This window comes from Mesobacillus campisalis, from assembly GCF_000986785.1.
In the GTDB taxonomy this organism is placed as follows: Bacteria; Bacillota; Bacilli; order Bacillales; family Cytobacillaceae; genus Mesobacillus_B; species Mesobacillus_B campisalis.
The window spans coordinates 295,725-312,710 of record NZ_LAYY01000101.1 but is presented as its reverse complement, the minus strand read 5'-3'; the positions used below and the strand labels follow the sequence as shown (position 1 = coordinate 312,710).

14 protein-coding genes are annotated in these 16,986 nt (G+C 47.6%); 2 read left to right on the top strand and 12 right to left on the bottom strand.

Annotation, left to right across the window (positions count from 1 at the left end; genetic code table 11):
• Positions 1-104: 104 nt before the first annotated feature.
• Entirely contained in the window at positions 105-1,601 is a 1,497-nt protein-coding gene (zwf, locus tag WQ57_RS25470; RefSeq protein ID WP_084820385.1) for a glucose-6-phosphate dehydrogenase, read from the top strand.
• A gap of 408 nt (positions 1,602-2,009) precedes the next feature.
• Here zwf and gndA read toward each other — a convergent pair whose 3' ends face one another.
• The 6 genes from gndA to mce all read right to left on the bottom strand — a co-directional run bounded on the left by gndA (position 2,010) and on the right by mce (position 8,952).
• The gene (gene gndA, locus WQ57_RS25465; RefSeq protein WP_046526418.1) at positions 2,010-3,419 is read right to left on the bottom strand and encodes an NADP-dependent phosphogluconate dehydrogenase; all 1,410 of its coding nucleotides are present in this window, start codon (positions 3,417-3,419) and stop codon (positions 2,010-2,012) included.
• Between the two features lie 144 nt (positions 3,420-3,563).
• Positions 3,564-4,844, bottom strand: coding sequence for a DNA polymerase IV (locus tag WQ57_RS25460; protein WP_046526417.1), 1,281 nt, complete (start codon positions 4,842-4,844; stop codon positions 3,564-3,566).
• 117 nt (positions 4,845-4,961) lie between these two features.
• Entirely contained in the window at positions 4,962-5,645 is a 684-nt protein-coding gene (locus WQ57_RS25455) for an FMN-dependent NADH-azoreductase (protein ID WP_046526416.1), read from the bottom strand.
• Between the two features lie 140 nt (positions 5,646-5,785).
• Positions 5,786-6,907, bottom strand: a complete 1,122-nt coding sequence (locus WQ57_RS25450) for a tripeptidase T (RefSeq protein WP_046526415.1) — start codon at positions 6,905-6,907, stop codon at positions 5,786-5,788.
• Positions 6,908-6,991: 84 nt separating this feature from the next.
• Positions 6,992-8,542: an acyl-CoA carboxylase subunit beta gene (locus WQ57_RS25445; protein WP_046526414.1), complete on the bottom strand. Its 1,551-nt coding sequence runs from the start codon at positions 8,540-8,542 to the stop codon at positions 6,992-6,994.
• Positions 8,542-8,952, bottom strand: coding sequence for a methylmalonyl-CoA epimerase (gene mce, locus WQ57_RS25440; RefSeq protein ID WP_046526413.1), 411 nt, complete (start codon positions 8,950-8,952; stop codon positions 8,542-8,544). The genes WQ57_RS25445 and mce overlap by 1 nt, the downstream gene beginning before the upstream one ends.
• Positions 8,953-9,109: 157 nt before the next feature.
• On the opposite strand from mce, the gene prli42 reads away from it, so the two are divergent.
• A complete protein-coding gene (prli42, locus tag WQ57_RS26840; RefSeq protein WP_156183231.1) occupies positions 9,110-9,205 on the top strand; it encodes a stressosome-associated protein Prli42 in 96 nt (31 codons plus the stop codon).
• Between the two features lie 204 nt (positions 9,206-9,409).
• Here the strand turns inward: prli42 and WQ57_RS25435 are convergent, their stop codons facing one another.
• The 6 genes from WQ57_RS25435 to WQ57_RS25410 all read right to left on the bottom strand — a co-directional run bounded on the left by WQ57_RS25435 (position 9,410) and on the right by WQ57_RS25410 (position 16,870).
• A complete protein-coding gene (locus tag WQ57_RS25435; RefSeq protein ID WP_046526412.1) occupies positions 9,410-9,934 on the bottom strand; it encodes a L,D-transpeptidase in 525 nt (174 codons plus the stop codon).
• Positions 9,935-9,958: 24 nt separating this feature from the next.
• Positions 9,959-10,954, bottom strand: coding sequence for an aromatic acid exporter family protein (locus WQ57_RS25430; RefSeq protein ID WP_046526411.1), 996 nt, complete (start codon positions 10,952-10,954; stop codon positions 9,959-9,961).
• Between the two features lie 87 nt (positions 10,955-11,041).
• A complete protein-coding gene (locus tag WQ57_RS25425) occupies positions 11,042-11,479 on the bottom strand; it encodes a BrxA/BrxB family bacilliredoxin (RefSeq protein WP_046526410.1) in 438 nt (145 codons plus the stop codon).
• 206 nt (positions 11,480-11,685) lie between these two features.
• Positions 11,686-12,810, bottom strand: coding sequence for a methylmalonyl Co-A mutase-associated GTPase MeaB (meaB, locus tag WQ57_RS25420; protein WP_046526409.1), 1,125 nt, complete (start codon positions 12,808-12,810; stop codon positions 11,686-11,688).
• The gene (gene scpA, locus WQ57_RS25415; protein ID WP_046526408.1) at positions 12,811-15,006 is read right to left on the bottom strand and encodes a methylmalonyl-CoA mutase; all 2,196 of its coding nucleotides are present in this window, start codon (positions 15,004-15,006) and stop codon (positions 12,811-12,813) included.
• Positions 14,990-16,870, bottom strand: coding sequence for a methylmalonyl-CoA mutase family protein (locus WQ57_RS25410; RefSeq protein ID WP_046526407.1), 1,881 nt, complete (start codon positions 16,868-16,870; stop codon positions 14,990-14,992). The genes scpA and WQ57_RS25410 overlap by 17 nt, the downstream gene beginning before the upstream one ends.
• Positions 16,871-16,986 lie beyond the last annotated feature (116 nt).

The following is a 16,986-nucleotide window of genomic DNA, read 5'->3' as shown; positions in this document are numbered from 1 at the left end:
GACATCTTTCATTTGCCAATTTGCGATAAAACAGCTAAAATTTTATACTTGTACAGAGTAGTTTACATAGGTAACACATTAAAGATAAAGAGAGGTTCTTGACATTGGCACAAATCGAAAAACCCACTGCGTTAATCATGATTTTCGGTGCAACAGGGGACCTGGCGAAACGAAAGTTGTTCCCGTCCCTATATAACCTGTTTAAAAAAGAGCAGCTTGGCCGCTTTGCTGTAATTGGCGTCGCAAGAAGGACACTGACCAACGAGGAATTTCAGAATAATGTGAAGCAGTCAGTAAATCCCGATGGTGCGGAAAACAGCGAAATTGATGAGTTTGCTTCAAGATTTTACTACCACTCTCACGATGTGACGGATTCGAATTCGTATGCAGCGTTAAATCGGCTGGCAACGGAAATGGACAGCCACTATGGACTTAAAGGGAACCGGATTTTTTACCTGGCAATGGCTCCGGAATTCTTCGGTACCATTGCCGAACATCTGAAACTGGATGGACTTACGGAAACTCAAGGGTTCAAGCGGCTTGTGATTGAAAAGCCATTCGGTCATGATCTTGATTCAGCAAAGGTATTGAACAATCAAATCAGGACAGCTTTCTCCGAGGATGAAATATACAGGATAGATCATTATCTCGGCAAGGAAATGGTCCAAAATATCGAGGTCATCCGCTTTGCCAATGCCATCTTCGAGCCGCTCTGGAACAATCGCTTTATTTCAAACATCCAGGTAACATCCAGCGAAGTTCTTGGAGTTGAAGAACGCGGACGCTATTATGAAAAGAGCGGGGCTCTAAGGGACATGGTCCAAAACCATATGCTCCAGATGGTCGCGCTGCTGGCCATGGAACCCCCAATCCGCCTGACAACCGATGAAGTCCGGTCCGAAAAAGTTAGAGTATTCAGGGCATTGCGTCCAATTAAGGACAGTGATGTCAATCAATACTTTGTACGAGGCCAGTATGGAAAAGGGAAAATCCAGGACCTGGAAGTCCCGGCCTATAATCAGGAAGAGATGGTCAGCCCTGAATCGAATACGGAAACATTCGTGGCCGGCAGGCTGATGATTGACAATTTCCGCTGGGCAGGAGTCCCATTCTATATCCGGACAGGAAAGCGGATGGCAGCAAAATCCACCAAGATTGTCGTGCAATTCAAGGATATCCCGATGGATTTATATAACAAGCAGGAAGGTTCCGTCAATCCGAATCTTCTCGTTATTCACATTCAGCCGGAAGAAGGCATCACCCTCTATTTCAATGCAAAGAGGAGCGGCCAGTCTCTTAATTCCACTCCTGTCAAGCTAAGCTATGCAAACAAAGGCATAGATGGCCTGAATACGCCTGAAGCGTATGAAAAATTGCTGTATGACTGCCTGCGGGGAGATGCGACCAACTTCACCCACTGGGATGAAGTAGCCCTTTCCTGGAGCTTTGTCGACAACATTTCCGCCGTTTGGGAAAATGAAAAAGAAAGCTTCCCAAATTATGAATCAGGCACCATGGGACCAAAAGCAGCTGATGAGCTGTTGGAGAAAGACGGATTTTTCTGGTGGCCGGTCACTGATTTAGATGTAGAAACCTGTTAATTTGAAAAGAGTGTTTCCAGGGAGAAGTCCCTTGGGGAACACTCTTTTTTTCATCATTCTACAGTGAAGGCTGGCTTCCAAAGTTGTTTCCAATACCAAGTTTGAAAAATAGGCGGACAATTTCCGCTTAAATCGGGAAATACCACCATTTCCCGAAAAATAAGGGAAGTTTTTCCGTTTATATTCATTTTATCCTAAGATTTATTCCGATATTGAGAGGTTAATCGGAATAAGTCCGCTTATTTCTGCTTCGAAAGCCTCTGATATATACATTAACCGGAATTTCTCCGCTTATAAACTCTTTGCCTATATGAAAAATCAACAATGACATCCCAGAAACCCAACCAAAAACAGCAGTCCAATTCAGTTGCGAATTGGACTGCTGTTTTTGGTTATTAACTCAAAATCCTATTTCATCCACTCAGTATGGAAGATGCCTTCCTTATCCACACGCTGGTACGTATGGGCACCGAAATAGTCGCGCTGTGCCTGCAGCAGGTTGGCAGGCAGCGTTTCTGTCCGGTAGCTGTCGTAATACGCTAAAGCAGACGCAGAGCAAGGGACAGGGATGCCGTTTTGGGCAGAGACGGCTACGATTTCCCTTAATGCACCCTGGTAGCTTTCGACGATTTCCTTGAAATATGGATCAAGAAGAAGGTTCTTCAAGCCAGGATCCCGATCATAGGCTTCCTTGATTTTCTGAAGGAACTGGGCACGGATGATGCAGCCGCCGCGGAAAATCATGGCGATGTCGCCATAACGGAGGTCCCAGCCGTACTCCTCGGAAGCCGCCCGCATTTGGGCAAATCCTTGGGCATAAGAGCAGATTTTGCTCATATACAATGCTTTTCTGACTGACTCGATAAACGCCTCGCGGTCTCCGGTGAAAGGTGCCGCCTCAGGGCCGCGCAAAATTTTGCTGGCAGCCACTCGCTCGTCTTTCATTGCTGAAATAAAACGGGCGAATACGGATTCCGTAATAAGCGGCAGTGGCACACCAAGATCCAGGGCGCTTTGGCTTGTCCACTTCCCAGTTCCTTTCTGGCCAGCTGTATCCAGGATAAGGTCAACAAGCGGCTTGCCCGTTTCCTCATCGACTTTAGTAAAGATATCGGCTGTAATCTCAATCAGGTAGCTGTCAAGCTCTCCTTTGTTCCACTCGGAAAATACCTTATGCAGCTCCTCTGCGGTCAAGCCCAGGACATTCTTCAGCAGGAAGTACGCCTCCGAGATCAATTGCATATCCCCATACTCAATCCCATTATGCACCATTTTTACATAATGGCCAGCTCCATCGGGACCAATATATGTAGTACAAGGCTCGCCATTTACTTTGGCAGAGATATCCTTAAAGATAGGTGCCACAAGGTCATACGCTTCCTTCTGGCCTCCAGGCATGATGGAAGGTCCTTTGAGTGCTCCTTCTTCTCCGCCGGAAACACCAGTCCCGATAAAGTGGAAGCCAAGTTCACTTAGCTCCTTGTTTCGGCGCTGTGTATCCGTATAAAGGGTATTTCCGCCATCAATCAGGATGTCCCCTTTTTCCAGATGCGGCTTCAGCTGCTCAATTGTTGCGTCGGTTGGTCCGCCTGCTTTAACCATAAGCATGATTTTACGCGGCTTCTCCAATGACTGGACAAATTCTTCAATGGAAAAAGTGCCAACAATATTTTTTCCTTTTGATTCCTCCAGCATTTCATCCGTTTTTTCGCGGGAACGGTTATAGACGGATACTGAATAGCCCTTGCTTTCCATGTTCCATGCCAGGTTTTTTCCCATGACCGCAAGGCCGATGACTCCGATTTGTTGCTTTGACATTTTACGACGTCCCTTCTAACTGTTCTATAGTTGATAAAATGAGTACACTCTAATTTAGCAATAAGTTACCGAAGTTTGCAAATAACAAGCATACTGTTCGTTTTATATTTTAACTATCAGTGTGAAAAATAACCACCTGATTGATTACTCTTTTTTAGGTTTCTCCTGATTTCTTTGCTGCAGAAAATCCTTATTGAAGCTGGTATCATTCCTCCCTGACGCCCCTTGGCTCTGCCGGAGCCGGCTTGAGGCATGGCCAATGATATTGTTCCCGTATTTTTCCTGCAACATGGACATTGTATTCATCAGGGGTTCTTTTTCCGCATCCTTTTCATAAGAAAATAGGTCCAGCTGCTTTACGGCCGATTCCGCCTCCACCAGCCCTGTCCCTGTTATGCCAAGCAGCCTTACTGGATTCCCATCCCAGTTTTTGATGAACAATTGCCTGGCCTCCGCTAATATCTCTTCTTTTCGCCCAATCGGATTCTCCAGCTTGTGGCTTCTTGTAATGGTCTTCCTGTTTTTATATCGAATGGTGATGCCAATGACTTCAGCGAGCACCTGTTTTCGCTTCATTCTTGCAGCAACCTGTTCAGAGAGCCGCTCGAGCACCCTGATCAGTTCCTGCTGATTGGCAATATCCTTGGGCAGCGTGGTTGAATTCCCAATGCTTTTAAAATCAAAAACAGACTCGGGGTCAACCGGCCTTCTGTCGATTCCATTTGCTCTTTCCCTCAGCCTGAGCCCATTGATTCCAAGCAAGGCTTTTAGTTGGATTTCATTGGACTTTGCCAGCGTCCCAATCGTATCAATTCCAATCCCTTTCAGTTTTTCCGCTGTTTTATTTCCCACCCCATGCATTTCTCCTACTTCCAGCGGCCAGAGAATATGGGGGATGTCGCGCTTTCTTAAAATGGTGATGCCCAGCGGCTTTTTCATATCCGAAGCTGTCTTGGCAAGAAATTTGTTTGGGGCGATGCCTATGCTGCAAGGCAGGTCCAGCTGCTCGAGAATTGTCTTTTGGATATCCTCGGCAATCGCCATTGGAGAGCCAAGTTCTTGGCTGCCGGTAATATCAATATAACCTTCATCAATCGAAACTGGCTCTACAAGGGACGAGAACTGTCTCAGGATTTCAAACATTTCGGCAGAAGCGGCCCGATACCTGTCAAAATTGGGTGTCATGACGATCAGCTGCGGACAAAGCTTCTTGGCTTCCCAAAGCGGCATCGTCGTCCTAACGCCAAACTTGCGGGCTTCATAGCTGCAGGTCACGATGATTCCCCGCCGCTCTTCGGGATTCCCGGCAATAGCCAGCGGCTTTCCTTTTAGCGACGGATTGCTGGCCATCTCGACAGAGGCATAAAAACTGTTCATATCCACATGCAGGATGACCCGTCCATTCTTTGGATACATCTCTTTCATATCCTCACATCCTAAAGAAAATCTGCTTCTATTTTAGCATTCCCTTGTAAAAATAACAGAGGCTCCGCTCCTCGCAATTCAGCCGGAATTCATGAAAAAACCCGCATGGCTGCGGGTTTAGGATAGACCAGCTTTTAGTTGGATGGAAACCTTGCTTCCTGCCATTTCCTTGGCAGACTCCACGGCCTTTTCCTTGGCTTTCGCCATGATTTCCGGCGCCTTTTTTGGGAAATGGTCCATTCCTTCCGCAACCACGGTATCCATGACGTCCATCCCAAGGAAAGTGAGCACCTTTGTGATATATTGGTCTCCCATTTCGAAGTCCGCCAGTGGACCTGTTGAGTAAATGCCTCCGCGTGTCTGGATATGAATCGCTTTCCTTCCCGTCAGCAACCCTTTTGGGCCTTCCGGGGTAGAAATGAATGTTTTGTTAATGAGGAACATATTGTCCATAAATGCCTTAAGAATGGCAGGTGCCCCCAAATTCCAGATAGGCGTCACAAAAACATAGTAATCGGCATCAATGAACCGGTCTGCCAGGGCGTGCATGGCAGTAAATTTCTCCTGCTCCCCTGCCGATAGCTGCTCAAAGCTGTATCCCATAAAGGAAAGCTTGGCACGGGCATACAATAGATCCATGTCGATCTGCGGTATCTCCATCTCATATAAATGCATTCTTTCAAGCTCGACATCCGGGCGTTCCTGCAGGAAAGTATCGAGAAAAACCTCCCCGATTTGCGCTCCTTTTGATAAGCGGACATCACTTTTTGGATTGGCTGTAATATACAACAGCTTTGGCATAGGCGTGTGCATCCCTTTCCCTGGATAATTTATTCATTACCCTTATAGTAATGGAATAAAGATTGTGAAAGAGTAAACAGATAGGAATGTTTTGTGAACTAAGTAAAAAAAGAGCATCACGCGGATGCTCTTTTACTCCTTTATTGTCCGGCAACTTCCTGGATGATTGCGATGACCATTTCGCCAAGCTTCTCGAGTTCCTCGATTGGCATTCTTTCATTGGTCGTATGGATTTCTTCATAGCCGACAGCAAGGTTGACAGTCGGAATTCCAAAACCGGCAATCACATTGGCATCACTGCCGCCTCCGCTTTTCAGAAGTTCGCAGCTTCGGCCGATTTTCTTTGCTGCGGTGCGGGCGATTTCAACCACCTGGTCGCCTTCGCCATATTTGAAGCCTGGATACATGACATCAATTTGGACATCTGCTCTGCCGCCCATTTGTTCAGCCACACTCTCAAAGGCTTCTTTCATCTTGCCAACCTGTGCTTCCATTTTTTCCGGCACCAGGGAACGGGCTTCCGCCAAAATTTCCACATAATCGCAAACGATATTTGTTTGCGTTCCTCCTTCGAAGCGGCCGATATTGGCTGTCGTTTCTTCGTCAATGCGGCCAAGCGGCATTTTCGCAACAGCCTTGGCAGCCATTGTAATCGCAGAAATGCCTTTCTCTGGAGCTACTCCGGCATGCGCCGTTTTTCCATAAATCTTCGCCAGCACTTTCGCCTGTGTAGGAGCAGCAACAATCACATTTCCCACTTTGCCGTCACTGTCAAGAGCATACCCGTATTTGGCTGTCAGACGGGATGGATCGAGAACTTTGGCGCCGACAAGCCCGGACTCCTCGCCCACTGTAATAATAAACTGAATGGTTCCATGGGGAATCTGCTGTTCTTTTAGGACAGTGATTGTCTCCAGCATGACCGCAAGTCCAGCCTTGTCATCCGCCCCAAGGATTGTTGTTCCATCAGTCACAACATATCCATCCTTGATGGAAGGTTTGACGCCACGGGCAGGCACAACCGTATCCATATGGGAGGTGAAATAGATTGGATCCACGCCCTCCTTGGTTCCGGCCAGGGTGCAAATAAGGTTTCCGGCTCCGTGCCCCGTTTGAGCAGTGGTGTCGTCTTCAAACACATCGACGCCCAGGTCCAGAAACTTTTGTTTCAGGACTTTGGCAATTTCGCCTTCATGCTTTGTTTCCGAATCGATTTGCACCAATTCGAGAAATTCATTTAGCAATCGTTCATTGTTAATCATTGATTAAGGACCTCCATCTTATGTAATGCTATCTTAGTATACCGTCAGCAGCTTTATCCCATCAAATTTTTAATTTAAGAGTCTTTAAAGTGGAATATTCCCATGTTTTTTTGCTGGTCTGCTTTCCTTCTTGGTTCGCAGCATTTCCAGGGCCTGAATGATTTTGATCCGTGTTTCCCGCGGATCAATGACATCGTCCACCATGCCGCGGCTGGCAGCTACATATGGATTGGCGAATTTCTCACGGTACTCGTCAATCTTCTGCTGTCGTGTTTCTTCCGGATTCGGGCTGCTTTGGATTTCCCTTGCAAATATGATATTGGCTGCCCCTTGTGGCCCCATAACGGCAATTTCCGCATTAGGCCATGCAAACACAAGGTCGGCGCCAATAGACTTGCTGTTCAGCGCGACATATGCACCGCCGTATGCTTTTCGCAAAATAACCGTCAATTTGGGCACTGTCGCTTCCGAATAGGCGTAAAGGATCTTTGCTCCATGACGGATAATGCCGCCGTGCTCCTGCTTGATGCCAGGAAAGAAGCCTGTGACATCCTCAAAGGTGATAAGCGGAATGTTAAAAGAGTCGCAGAAACGGATGAATCGGGAAGCTTTATCCGAGGAGTCAATATCAAGCCCGCCCGCCATGAACTTCGGCTGATTGCAGACAAGTCCAACCACCTCTCCTTTAACCCTGGCAAGGCCGATGACAATATTCTTCGCAAAATCCTTCTGTATCTCCAAAAACGAATCTTTGTCGACTGTTTCCGCAATGACCGCGCGCACATCATATGGCCTGATGGCATCAAATGGCACAATATCCGTCATGTCGGGACGGTAGTCATCGTCAAGGTCCGCTTCCAGCCGTGGAGGCTTCTCTTCAAAGTTCTGAGGCAGATAGCTGAGGAGCGCACGCACCATTTCAAGCGTTTCAGCTTCTGTGCTTCCGTAAAAATGGGCATTGCCGGAGATAGTGTTATGTACGCGGGCACCGCCAAGGTCTTCTGCTGTAATCTTTTCACCTGTTACCGTTTCAATCACCTTAGGCCCAGTAATGAACATTTGACTGGTGTTTTCAACCATGAAAACAAAATCCGTAATGGCAGGAGAATATACCGCTCCGCCTGCACAAGGCCCCATTATGACAGAAATTTGCGGAATCACCCCCGAGTAAATGGAATTCCGGTAAAAAATCTGTCCATACCCGTCGAGGGACACGACACCTTCCTGGATCCTTGCTCCGCCCGAGTCATTCAGCCCAATGAATGGCGCCCCATTCTTGGCGGCCAGATCCATGACAGTGGCGATTTTATTGGCATGCATTTCCCCGAGTGCTCCGCCAAAAACGGTAAAGTCCTGGGAAAACAGATAAATCGGACGGCCATTCACCTTTGCGTAGCCTGTAACAACCCCATCGCCGGGTCCCTTTTGATTCTCAAGTCCGAAATCCGTACACCGGTGTTCAATAAAAGGATTCAGCTCGACAAAGCTGCCGGGATCCACGAGGAGGTCAATCCTTTCCCTTGCTGTCAGCTTGCCTTTTTCATGCTGCTTTTCAATTCTTTCATCGCCGCCTCCCAGCTCGATTTCCCTGCGGCGGTCATACAATTCATTTATTTTTTCATAGATGTCAGCCATTACTCTCTCTCCTTCTTTTCGCACAATTCATATAAAACGCTTCCAGTTGACTTAGGGTGCATGAATGCGACCAGGGCATCATGGGCACCTTTTTTCGGCTTGTCCTGTATCATCGCAATACCCTTGTCCTTTAGTTCATCGATCCGCTCCTGAATTGAATCCACTCCGAGAGCCACATGATGGATTCCCTCACCCCGCTTTTCAATAAAACGGGCAATCGGGCTTTCGCTCGAGGTTGGCTCCAGGAGCTCAATTTTCACTTCGCCAACTTTTAAAAACGCTACCTTCACCCGCTCACTGGCAACCTCTTCGATGCCGAGCAAAGGCAATCTCAATACATCTGTATAAAAGGGCAATGCCTCTTCCAGTGACCTGACAGCTACACCGATGTGATCCACCTTTTTGATCATCTTCAAGCCTCCAAATAATATTAGAATATAATTAATAGTTTCTATATTCGACATAAATTTCACAAATCCTTCTAAAATTAGGATTGTAGAAACTCGTTTCCCCGTATAGTATAATAACCATAGGACAAACTTACAGGCTCTGAAGGGGGAGATGGACTTGCGCAAGCGCAACACCCGGAAAATCATCATCTATATCATGCTTTTCACCATGATTGCCTCAACTCTTCTTGCAGGAGTGGCGACGTTTCTATAAGAAAAGCGGAAGCGCCTTGTACAGCCCCGACCAGCATAAGACGCTCCGGAATAGAAGGCGTTCTTTGCCTTCAATTCCGGAGTGGCTTATGACTCGAGGGACTAGGCGCTGGAGCTGGACAGTTATATAAGTACAGAAAATTTTATTTTCTTCTATAAGAAAAAAGGAAGGGCCCGCTAGATGGCGGAGCCCTTCCTTTTTTTGTTATTGTGATTGGGGCCTAATTGCCCCATGCTCGACTCCTAGCTCATAGAAGCTTTTGTCCGACGCGGTAATCAGGACCCTTGTTCCAAGGGGCACAAGGTTATACAGAGTTTCTACACTCTCATTATGCAGCCTGATACAGCCCTGAGAGATATATTGGCCGATGGACTCTGGATCATTCGTTCCGTGTACGCCAAATGTGCGTCCATCTGTATGTTCAGCATCGAATCCAATCCACCGGCTTCCAAGCGGATTTTTAGGGTCGCCGCCTGGAATATCTTTTTTGCGATAATAGGGATCTGCTGCTTTTACTGTAACTGTAAATAATCCCTCGGGCGTCAAATCCGGTGTTTTGCCCGTGGCCGCACGGGTAATGAATTGAACATCATTTTCATTAATCAGCGCGGCTTCATTGGTTTTTTTGTTTACCACAATGAATGGATCTCCCGGAAGAGGATTTTCCCCAAGCGGCCAAATAGGGGAAACAGCGAAGGAAAAAAGAGAAGCAAGGATTATTGCCTTCATGTACAATCACCTGCCCATTTTTTCCTAGTTTGCTTCCGGTGAGGACTCGTGATGCATGGTTTCGGCATGTTTCAAACCCTTAAAGGAACGTTTAAGGAGAAGGTAGTTTTCCATCTCTTTTAAAAATTGAAGGAGGTTGGCCCTTGCTTCAAACTCTTCCCTTGTTTTAGGGAGTTCCATCTTTTCAAATTGAGTTCTTAGCCTGTAAAGCTTCTCGAGGTAATATAGCACCGTATTTCCGGGATGGACCCCTTGGGAAAGTATCTCCACAAAGTCACCGATCATGTCTGCCTGCTTTACATGGAGGGGAATGGACGTGACAGCGGGCAAAACTCTTTCAATAATATCAAACTGCTTTTCGCGAATCTTAAAATATTGATAATACAGATTCTCCTCGCGTAAAAAATGGTTCTCTATGTCCCGAAAAGCGAGCGTCTTTGCTTCATTGATCAACTGTGCAGTTTCCGGAAGCTCCCTGCCCCCCCAGCTGCTGTCTCCGCTTCTCAGGTAATTGGCAATTTCATGAAAGATGTTTTTAAAATTTTCGTCGATTCGCTTTTGGTATTCTTCCAGTTTGGCATCTGCGCTGGGCATGTAGAGATTGGCAATCAATGCAACGCCAATGCCGATAAGGATGATTCCCACCTCGTTCAACAGCAGGCCTCCTGTAACCTGTTCAGCCGAGAATATATGGAGGATAATCACACTGCTTGACACAATGCCATCCCTGGCCCCTGCCAATACAACGGTCGGAATGAACAACAGAAGCATCAAGCCGATTACAGCCGGGTGGTAGCCGATTCCTTCAAAAAAGAGAGTTGAGAACACCATGGCAATGAGGCAGGCAAGAATCCGGTCCCACGAAGCCCGAAGCGAGCGCTTCTTCGTTACCTGGATGCACAGGATTGTCAGGATTCCTGCAGAGGTAAAATGTTCCAGTCCGGCATATTGGGCAATCATGATGGAACTCGCTGTACCTACGGCTGTTTTCAATGTACGGTATCCTATTTTAAATTTCATGTCCTTGTCTCCCCGAAAAAAATAAAAAGATGATCACCTGTATCATCTTTTTATTCTATCAGATATATTGTTGAGTCAAAACTTCCCTTAGACCTCTGCGCAGTGTTCTTCAAATGTATTCTGAAGCTTTTGGACAACCGCCATTGGATCATGGCCTTCGATTTCATGGCGCTCAATCATCGTGATGATCTGTCCATCCTTCAAGAGCGCAAAGGATGGGGACGAAGGCGGATAGCCAGTGAAATAGCTTCTAGCTTTCTCGGTGGCTTCTTTGTCCTGGCCGGCAAATACGGTAACCAGCTGATCGGGACGCTTGTCGTAATGGAGGGCGTGTGCAGCAGCTGGCCGGGCAATCCCGCCGGCACAGCCGCAGACAGAATTGATCATGACCAGAGTAGTGCCTTTTTGGGCAAAAGCCTCTTCCACTTCTTCCGGTGTCTTTAATTGTTTATATCCAGAAGCACTGATTTCATCACGTGCCTGGCGGACTACGTCATTCATAAAAAAATTAAAATCCATACTCAAAATGATCACTCCTTAGTGTAAGCATAATCTCGCTTCATATCTATATATTAACAAGACAAACACATTTTTTTCAAACAAGAAATTTTTTCTGAAAAATGTGTTTATCCATCAGGGGACGGGGAATAGTAACAATACAGCTAGATCCATACCCCTAAACTCCCTAGATAAGGACAGCGCCATTCCCTGCGCTGTCCCCTTTTTTTGCCTTAAAGGCCAAGATAGGCCTTAAACAACTCATCCACTGCAGCCGCCACAGGCCTGCTTCCTGAAATCACTTCGTTCTCGGCTTTGGGAAGGAGCGTTTTAACGTCCGGATGATGAAAGAAGCTGAACTGCAGCTGATCCATGATCATGGAGTGGATCCATTCCTTTGTCTGCAGCCGCCTTCTCTCGGCAAACACTCCCGACTGCTGTGTACTATGTTCAAATTCCGAGATAAGCCTCCATATGTCGGATATTCCTGTTCCGTAAAGCGAGGAGCAAGTAAGAGCCTTGGTTTCCCAGCCTTTTGTAGCGGGCTGCAGGAAATGTAAAATCCGGCCATATTCACGCCTCGTCTTATCTGCTTTTGCTACATTGTCTCCATCCGCTTTGTTAATGATGACGGCATCTGCCAGCTCCATGATCCCTTTCTTCATTCCCTGAAGCTCATCCCCGGCTCCCGTCAGTACAAGCAGCATGAAAAAATCCACCATGTCCCTGACAATGACTTCGCTCTGGCCGACCCCTACTGTCTCGACAAGAATGACATCAAATCCGGCACTTTCACAAAGAAGCATCGTTTCCCTCGTTTTCCTATGTACTCCTCCCAATTTTCCACCAGAAGGAGACGGGCGGATAAACGCCTGGGGATTCCTGGCGAGCGTTTCCATTCTTGTTTTATCCCCTAGTATGCTTCCTCCCGTCAGGCTGGAGGTTGGATCGACAGCCAGTACGGCCACCTTGTGGCCGAGATTACAAAGGTATGTTCCAAAAGCTTCAATGAATGTGCTCTTTCCGGCTCCCGGAACTCCCGTGATGCCTATCCTGATGGCATTCCCCGTTTTAGGCAAAAGCTTTTCAAGCAGCTGCTGGGCTTTTTGGAAATGATGTTCCGCATTGCTTTCCACCAGGGTAATTCCGCGCGCAAGCGAAGTTCGGCTTCCATCCTGGATTTGCCCGGCAAGTTCTTCAACGTCGATATCCAGCCTGGATTTTTTAACAAACCTGCTCCGCTTGACCGAGCGGGAATCCCCACCATTTTCAGGAGGGGAAATGCCTTTTCGGACGACACTTTGAAACTGCCTGGGATCATCAGGATCGTACCATTCTGGTTTCTTGTCATTTCCCATCTATCTTGACACTTCCTCGTATCCCAACCGTTCATACACGGTTTGCAGGACCTTTTGGGCCGCCGCCGGAATCACGGTCCCCGGTCCAAAAATGGCACTTGCTCCCTGATCGAGCAAATATTGATAATCCTGTGCAGGGATGACTCCTCCAACAACGACGACTATGTCTTCGCGGCCAAGCTTTTTCAGCTCTTCCACCAGCTGTGGCAGCAGCGTTTTATGGCCGGCTGCAAGAGAACTGATGCCAATGACGTGCACATCATTTTCGACAGCCTGCATGGCCGTCTCTCCCGGTGTTTGGAACAACGGGCCGATATCAACATCAAAACCAAGATCGGCAAAGGCCGTTGAAATTACCTTCGCGCCGCGGTCATGTCCGTCCTGCCCCATTTTCGCTATTAGAATCCTTGGCCGTCTTCCCTCCTGCTCAAGGAATTCATCCGTCATTTCCTTAACCGCTGCCATTTCCTCCTCGTTTGAGTAAGCCGAACTGTATATTCCGCTAATTGAGCGGATCACAGCCTTATGCCGTCCCGCAGCTTTCTCGACCGCATCAGAGATTTCCCCAAGTGTGGCTCGTACCCTTGCAGCCTGGACAGCAAATTCCAGAAGATTGCCTTCACCCGTTTCCGCCGCTAAGGCAAGTGCCGACAATGCTTCAGATACTTTTTCCTGGTCACGCGAAGATTTCAGGTGCTGAAGTCTTTCGATTTGCTTCTGGCGGACCGCTGTATTATCTATATCCAAAATTTCAAGAGGATCCTCCTGATCCATGCGATACCGATTAACACCAATGATGGTTTCCTTGCCCGAGTCGATTTGGGCCTGCCGGCGTGCGGCCGCCTCTTCAATCTTCATTTTAGGGAGGCCCGTTTCAATCGCTTTCGCCATTCCCCCAAGACTTTCAATTTCCTCAATATGTTTCCAGGCGCGGTCGGCCAGCTCTTTGGTCAAAGCTTCCACATAGAAGCTTCCGCCCCAAGGATCGATGACATTCGTGATTCCCGACTCTTCCTGAAGGTAAAGCTGGGTATTGCGGGCAATTCGCGCCGAAAAATCGGTCGGCAGGGCGATTGCTTCATCAAGGGCATTGGTATGGAGCGACTGTGTATGCCCCATTGCGGCTGCATGTGCTTCTATGAGGGTGCGGATTACGTTATTATACGGATCCTGCTCCGTCAGGCTCCACCCTGATGTTTGGGAGTGGGTCCTTAAAGCCATTGATTTTTCATTTTTAGGTTCAAAGGACTTCATCATTTTCGCCCAAATTTGCCGGGCCGCCCTCATTTTCGCTACCTCCATGAAATAGTTCATGCCGATTGCCCAGAAGAACGACAGCCTTGGTGCGAAAGAATCAATATCGATGCCGGCTTTCAGCCCTGTCCTGACATATTCAAGCCCGTCAGCAAGTGTATAGGCCAGCTCAATATCAGCGGGGGCCCCGGCTTCCTGCATGTGATAGCCGGAAATGCTGATAGAGTTGAACTTGGGCATATATTTGGATGTATATTCAAAAATGTCAGCAATGATTTTCATGGACATTTCCGGCGGATAAATATAAGTGTTCCGGACCATATACTCTTTTAGAATGTCATTCTGGATGGTCCCGGAAAGCTTTTCCTGACTGACACCCTGCTCTTCGGCCGTTACGATGTAAAAAGCCATGACAGGCAGGACAGCTCCATTCATTGTCATCGAGACGGACATTTGGTCAAGCGGAATGCCGTCAAAAAGGATTTTCATGTCAAGGATCGAATCAATCGCAACCCCGGCTTTTCCGACATCGCCGACAACACGGGGATGGTCGGAGTCATAGCCTCTATGGGTGGCCAGGTCGAATGCTACCGACAAGCCCTTTTGCCCCATTGCCAAATTCCGTCTGTAGAAAGCATTGCTCTCCTCCGCTGTGGAAAAACCCGCATACTGCCTGACGGTCCAGGGCCTGTTCACATACATGGTCGGATACGGCCCGCGTGTAAAGGGAGGCAAACCTGGCTTGTCATCCAAATGTTCCAAACCTTTAATGTCTGTTTCCGTATAAAGTGCCTTAAGCTTAATACCTTCGTTCGTCTCATACAATAAATCATCAATGGACCTTCCAATCTCGGCTTCCGCTTTCCGCTTCCACTCCTCATGTGAAGGCTGCTTTGAGGCAGAGTATGGGGAAATCTTCTTGAAATCAGGCTTTTTGCCCATGATTTGCCACCTCCATTTCATTTAACAGATGTGAAAGACTCTCGTATTGGCTGCTCTTCATATGATAGAAATTTTTTATACCGGCTTGGGTAAGTGCCTGTCTATCCTCCATGCCGGGATATCCTGCCAAGGCTACCGAAACATCGGGATACCTGACGCTGATTTCCTTTGCCAGTTCAACTGCCAGTTGGCTATACTGCTGATCGTCCCCGCAAAGGCAAAAATGTTTTAGATTGGAAGTTTCAATGAAATCAAATGCTGTTTCTGTCTTCTCCACGTCCGGACTTTTTTGCGTGCCAATCCCGCCGGAGGCCAGAAAGCCTGTAATAAAATCCATTCTTCCTTTATACTGCTTTAAATTTCCGAGGCAAATCAGGCCCAAAGCAGGCTTCGATCCGGTTTTCTCTTCGATTGCAGCTGCTTTAAACCGAAGCTCTTCATAAGGCTGGGACAGCCTCCAGGCTGCCAGGGGTTTAAAGGCGGCCTTAGACTCCTCAACCTCGACAGGTTTCGCTTTCGCCTGTTCGGCAGCATTCGCATACACGTTTGTCCCAATGATGCTCTGTTTGCGCAAAAACACATCCTTGTCCCTCTCGGCCCTGACCGTAGAAATGGCCTCCTGCAGCCAGTTTGACTTTAATGCAGCCAGCACTCCTTCCCGCTCTTCTATCTGCAGGAAATAACCCCATGCCTTTTCTGCCAGTTCCTGTGTGACAGATTCAATATACCACGATCCTCCGGAAGGATCTGCTACCCTCTCAAGATGGGCTTCGGCTTTAAGAATAAGCTGGGTATTGCGGGCAATCCGCTCTGAAAAGGCCGTTGAACGGCCAGAGGCAATGTCAAGCGGCGATACACTTAAATACTGAATTCCTCCGAGCACCGCTGCAAAAGCTTCATTTCCGGCACGAAGCAGGTTAACATAGGGATCGAAAACTGTCTTTGTAAATAAGGATGTCTCAGCAGAAATGGTCATTTTCCCGGATTCCCCATCTGCTCCATAAGCCTCTGCGACCTTGTTCCATAACAATCGGGCTGCTCTCAATTTGGCAATTTCCATAAAAAAATTTCCGCCTATCGAAAAGTGGAAAACCAGTTTTCCTAATGCCCTTTCAAGATCCCAGCCATTATCTAGAAGCGATTGGATATAAAACACCCCGGTGCCCAATGCGATTCCGAGCTCCTGTACAGCATTTGCACCGGCGTTATGGTAAGGGGCCGTGTTGACAAGAATGGTCTTCACATCCGGAAAGGAGGTGTCGGCAAATCTCAGTGTCTGCTCCCACTCCGCAAAAACATCCTTTTCCTCCTTTGGAAAACCGCCTGCACCGGCTGCTTCGGCAACCGGGTCTGCAGCGATAAACCCGGTAGCCATGCTTTCTGCACCGCCAGCGCCTTTTGCCGCCGTCTTTATGAACGTATCCTGGACCCCATCCGCGATAATGCTAAGTGGTCCCTTATTGCTATAATCCGCTATCAAGCGGCATAGCCTTTCCTCATCCGCAAACAGCTTTGCATCCGCTTCGAATGCCAAAGCTGTCTGTCCCGAAGAAAAGGCTTTCTTTGCTTTCTCTTCCAGGTCCTCTAATGTTGCATAATTTATCCGGTTGGCCACATGCCAGCTGTGCCCCTGGTATCCGGACGCATGAATCCCTCTTCTAAAATCGGCTTGGCCCGGATAGCCAGACAAATGGGATACATCAATGTCCTCCCTGGAATATAATGGCTTGAGTTGGATATTCTCATATGTATGTTTGGCAAGGCTTTCAATATTTCGGCCCTTTAAGGATTCTTCCGCCTTTGTGCTCCAATCTTCCATGGTCGCCCGCGGAAAAGCCATGTTCTTGACTTCTTCAAGTTTCATAAGAACCACTGCCCTGTCATGGACAGCTTTTCCCTCCCTTCAAATCCGGAAAAATAAACAAAAAATTTCAAATAATATCCCTCTTTTATTGTAGTACTTCCTTTTAAAAAAGAAAA

What these genes read in the sequence shown, in the direction of transcription:
- gndA (WP_046526418.1), bottom strand. Translation starts at nt 3,419, where the DNA reads ATGTCAAAGCAACAAATCGGAGTCATCGGCCTTGCGGTCATGGGAAAA.
- WQ57_RS25460 (WP_046526417.1), bottom strand. Translation starts at nt 4,844, where the DNA reads ATGAAAGAGATGTATCCAAAGAATGGACGGGTCATCCTGCATGTGGAT.
- WQ57_RS25455 (WP_046526416.1), bottom strand. Translation starts at nt 5,645, where the DNA reads ATGCCAAAGCTGTTGTATATTACAGCCAATCCAAAAAGTGATGTCCGC.
- WQ57_RS25450 (WP_046526415.1), bottom strand. Translation starts at nt 6,907, where the DNA reads ATGATTAACAATGAACGATTGCTAAATGAATTTCTCGAATTGGTGCAA.
- WQ57_RS25445 (WP_046526414.1), bottom strand. Translation starts at nt 8,542, where the DNA reads ATGGCTGACATCTATGAAAAAATAAATGAATTGTATGACCGCCGCAGG.
- mce (WP_046526413.1), bottom strand. Translation starts at nt 8,952, where the DNA reads ATGATCAAAAAGGTGGATCACATCGGTGTAGCTGTCAGGTCACTGGAA.
- WQ57_RS25435 (WP_046526412.1), bottom strand. Translation starts at nt 9,934, where the DNA reads ATGAAGGCAATAATCCTTGCTTCTCTTTTTTCCTTCGCTGTTTCCCCT.
- WQ57_RS25430 (WP_046526411.1), bottom strand. Translation starts at nt 10,954, where the DNA reads ATGAAATTTAAAATAGGATACCGTACATTGAAAACAGCCGTAGGTACA.
- meaB (WP_046526409.1), bottom strand. Translation starts at nt 12,810, where the DNA reads ATGGGAAATGACAAGAAACCAGAATGGTACGATCCTGATGATCCCAGG.
- scpA (WP_046526408.1), bottom strand. Translation starts at nt 15,006, where the DNA reads ATGGGCAAAAAGCCTGATTTCAAGAAGATTTCCCCATACTCTGCCTCA.
- WQ57_RS25410 (WP_046526407.1), bottom strand. Translation starts at nt 16,870, where the DNA reads ATGAAACTTGAAGAAGTCAAGAACATGGCTTTTCCGCGGGCGACCATG.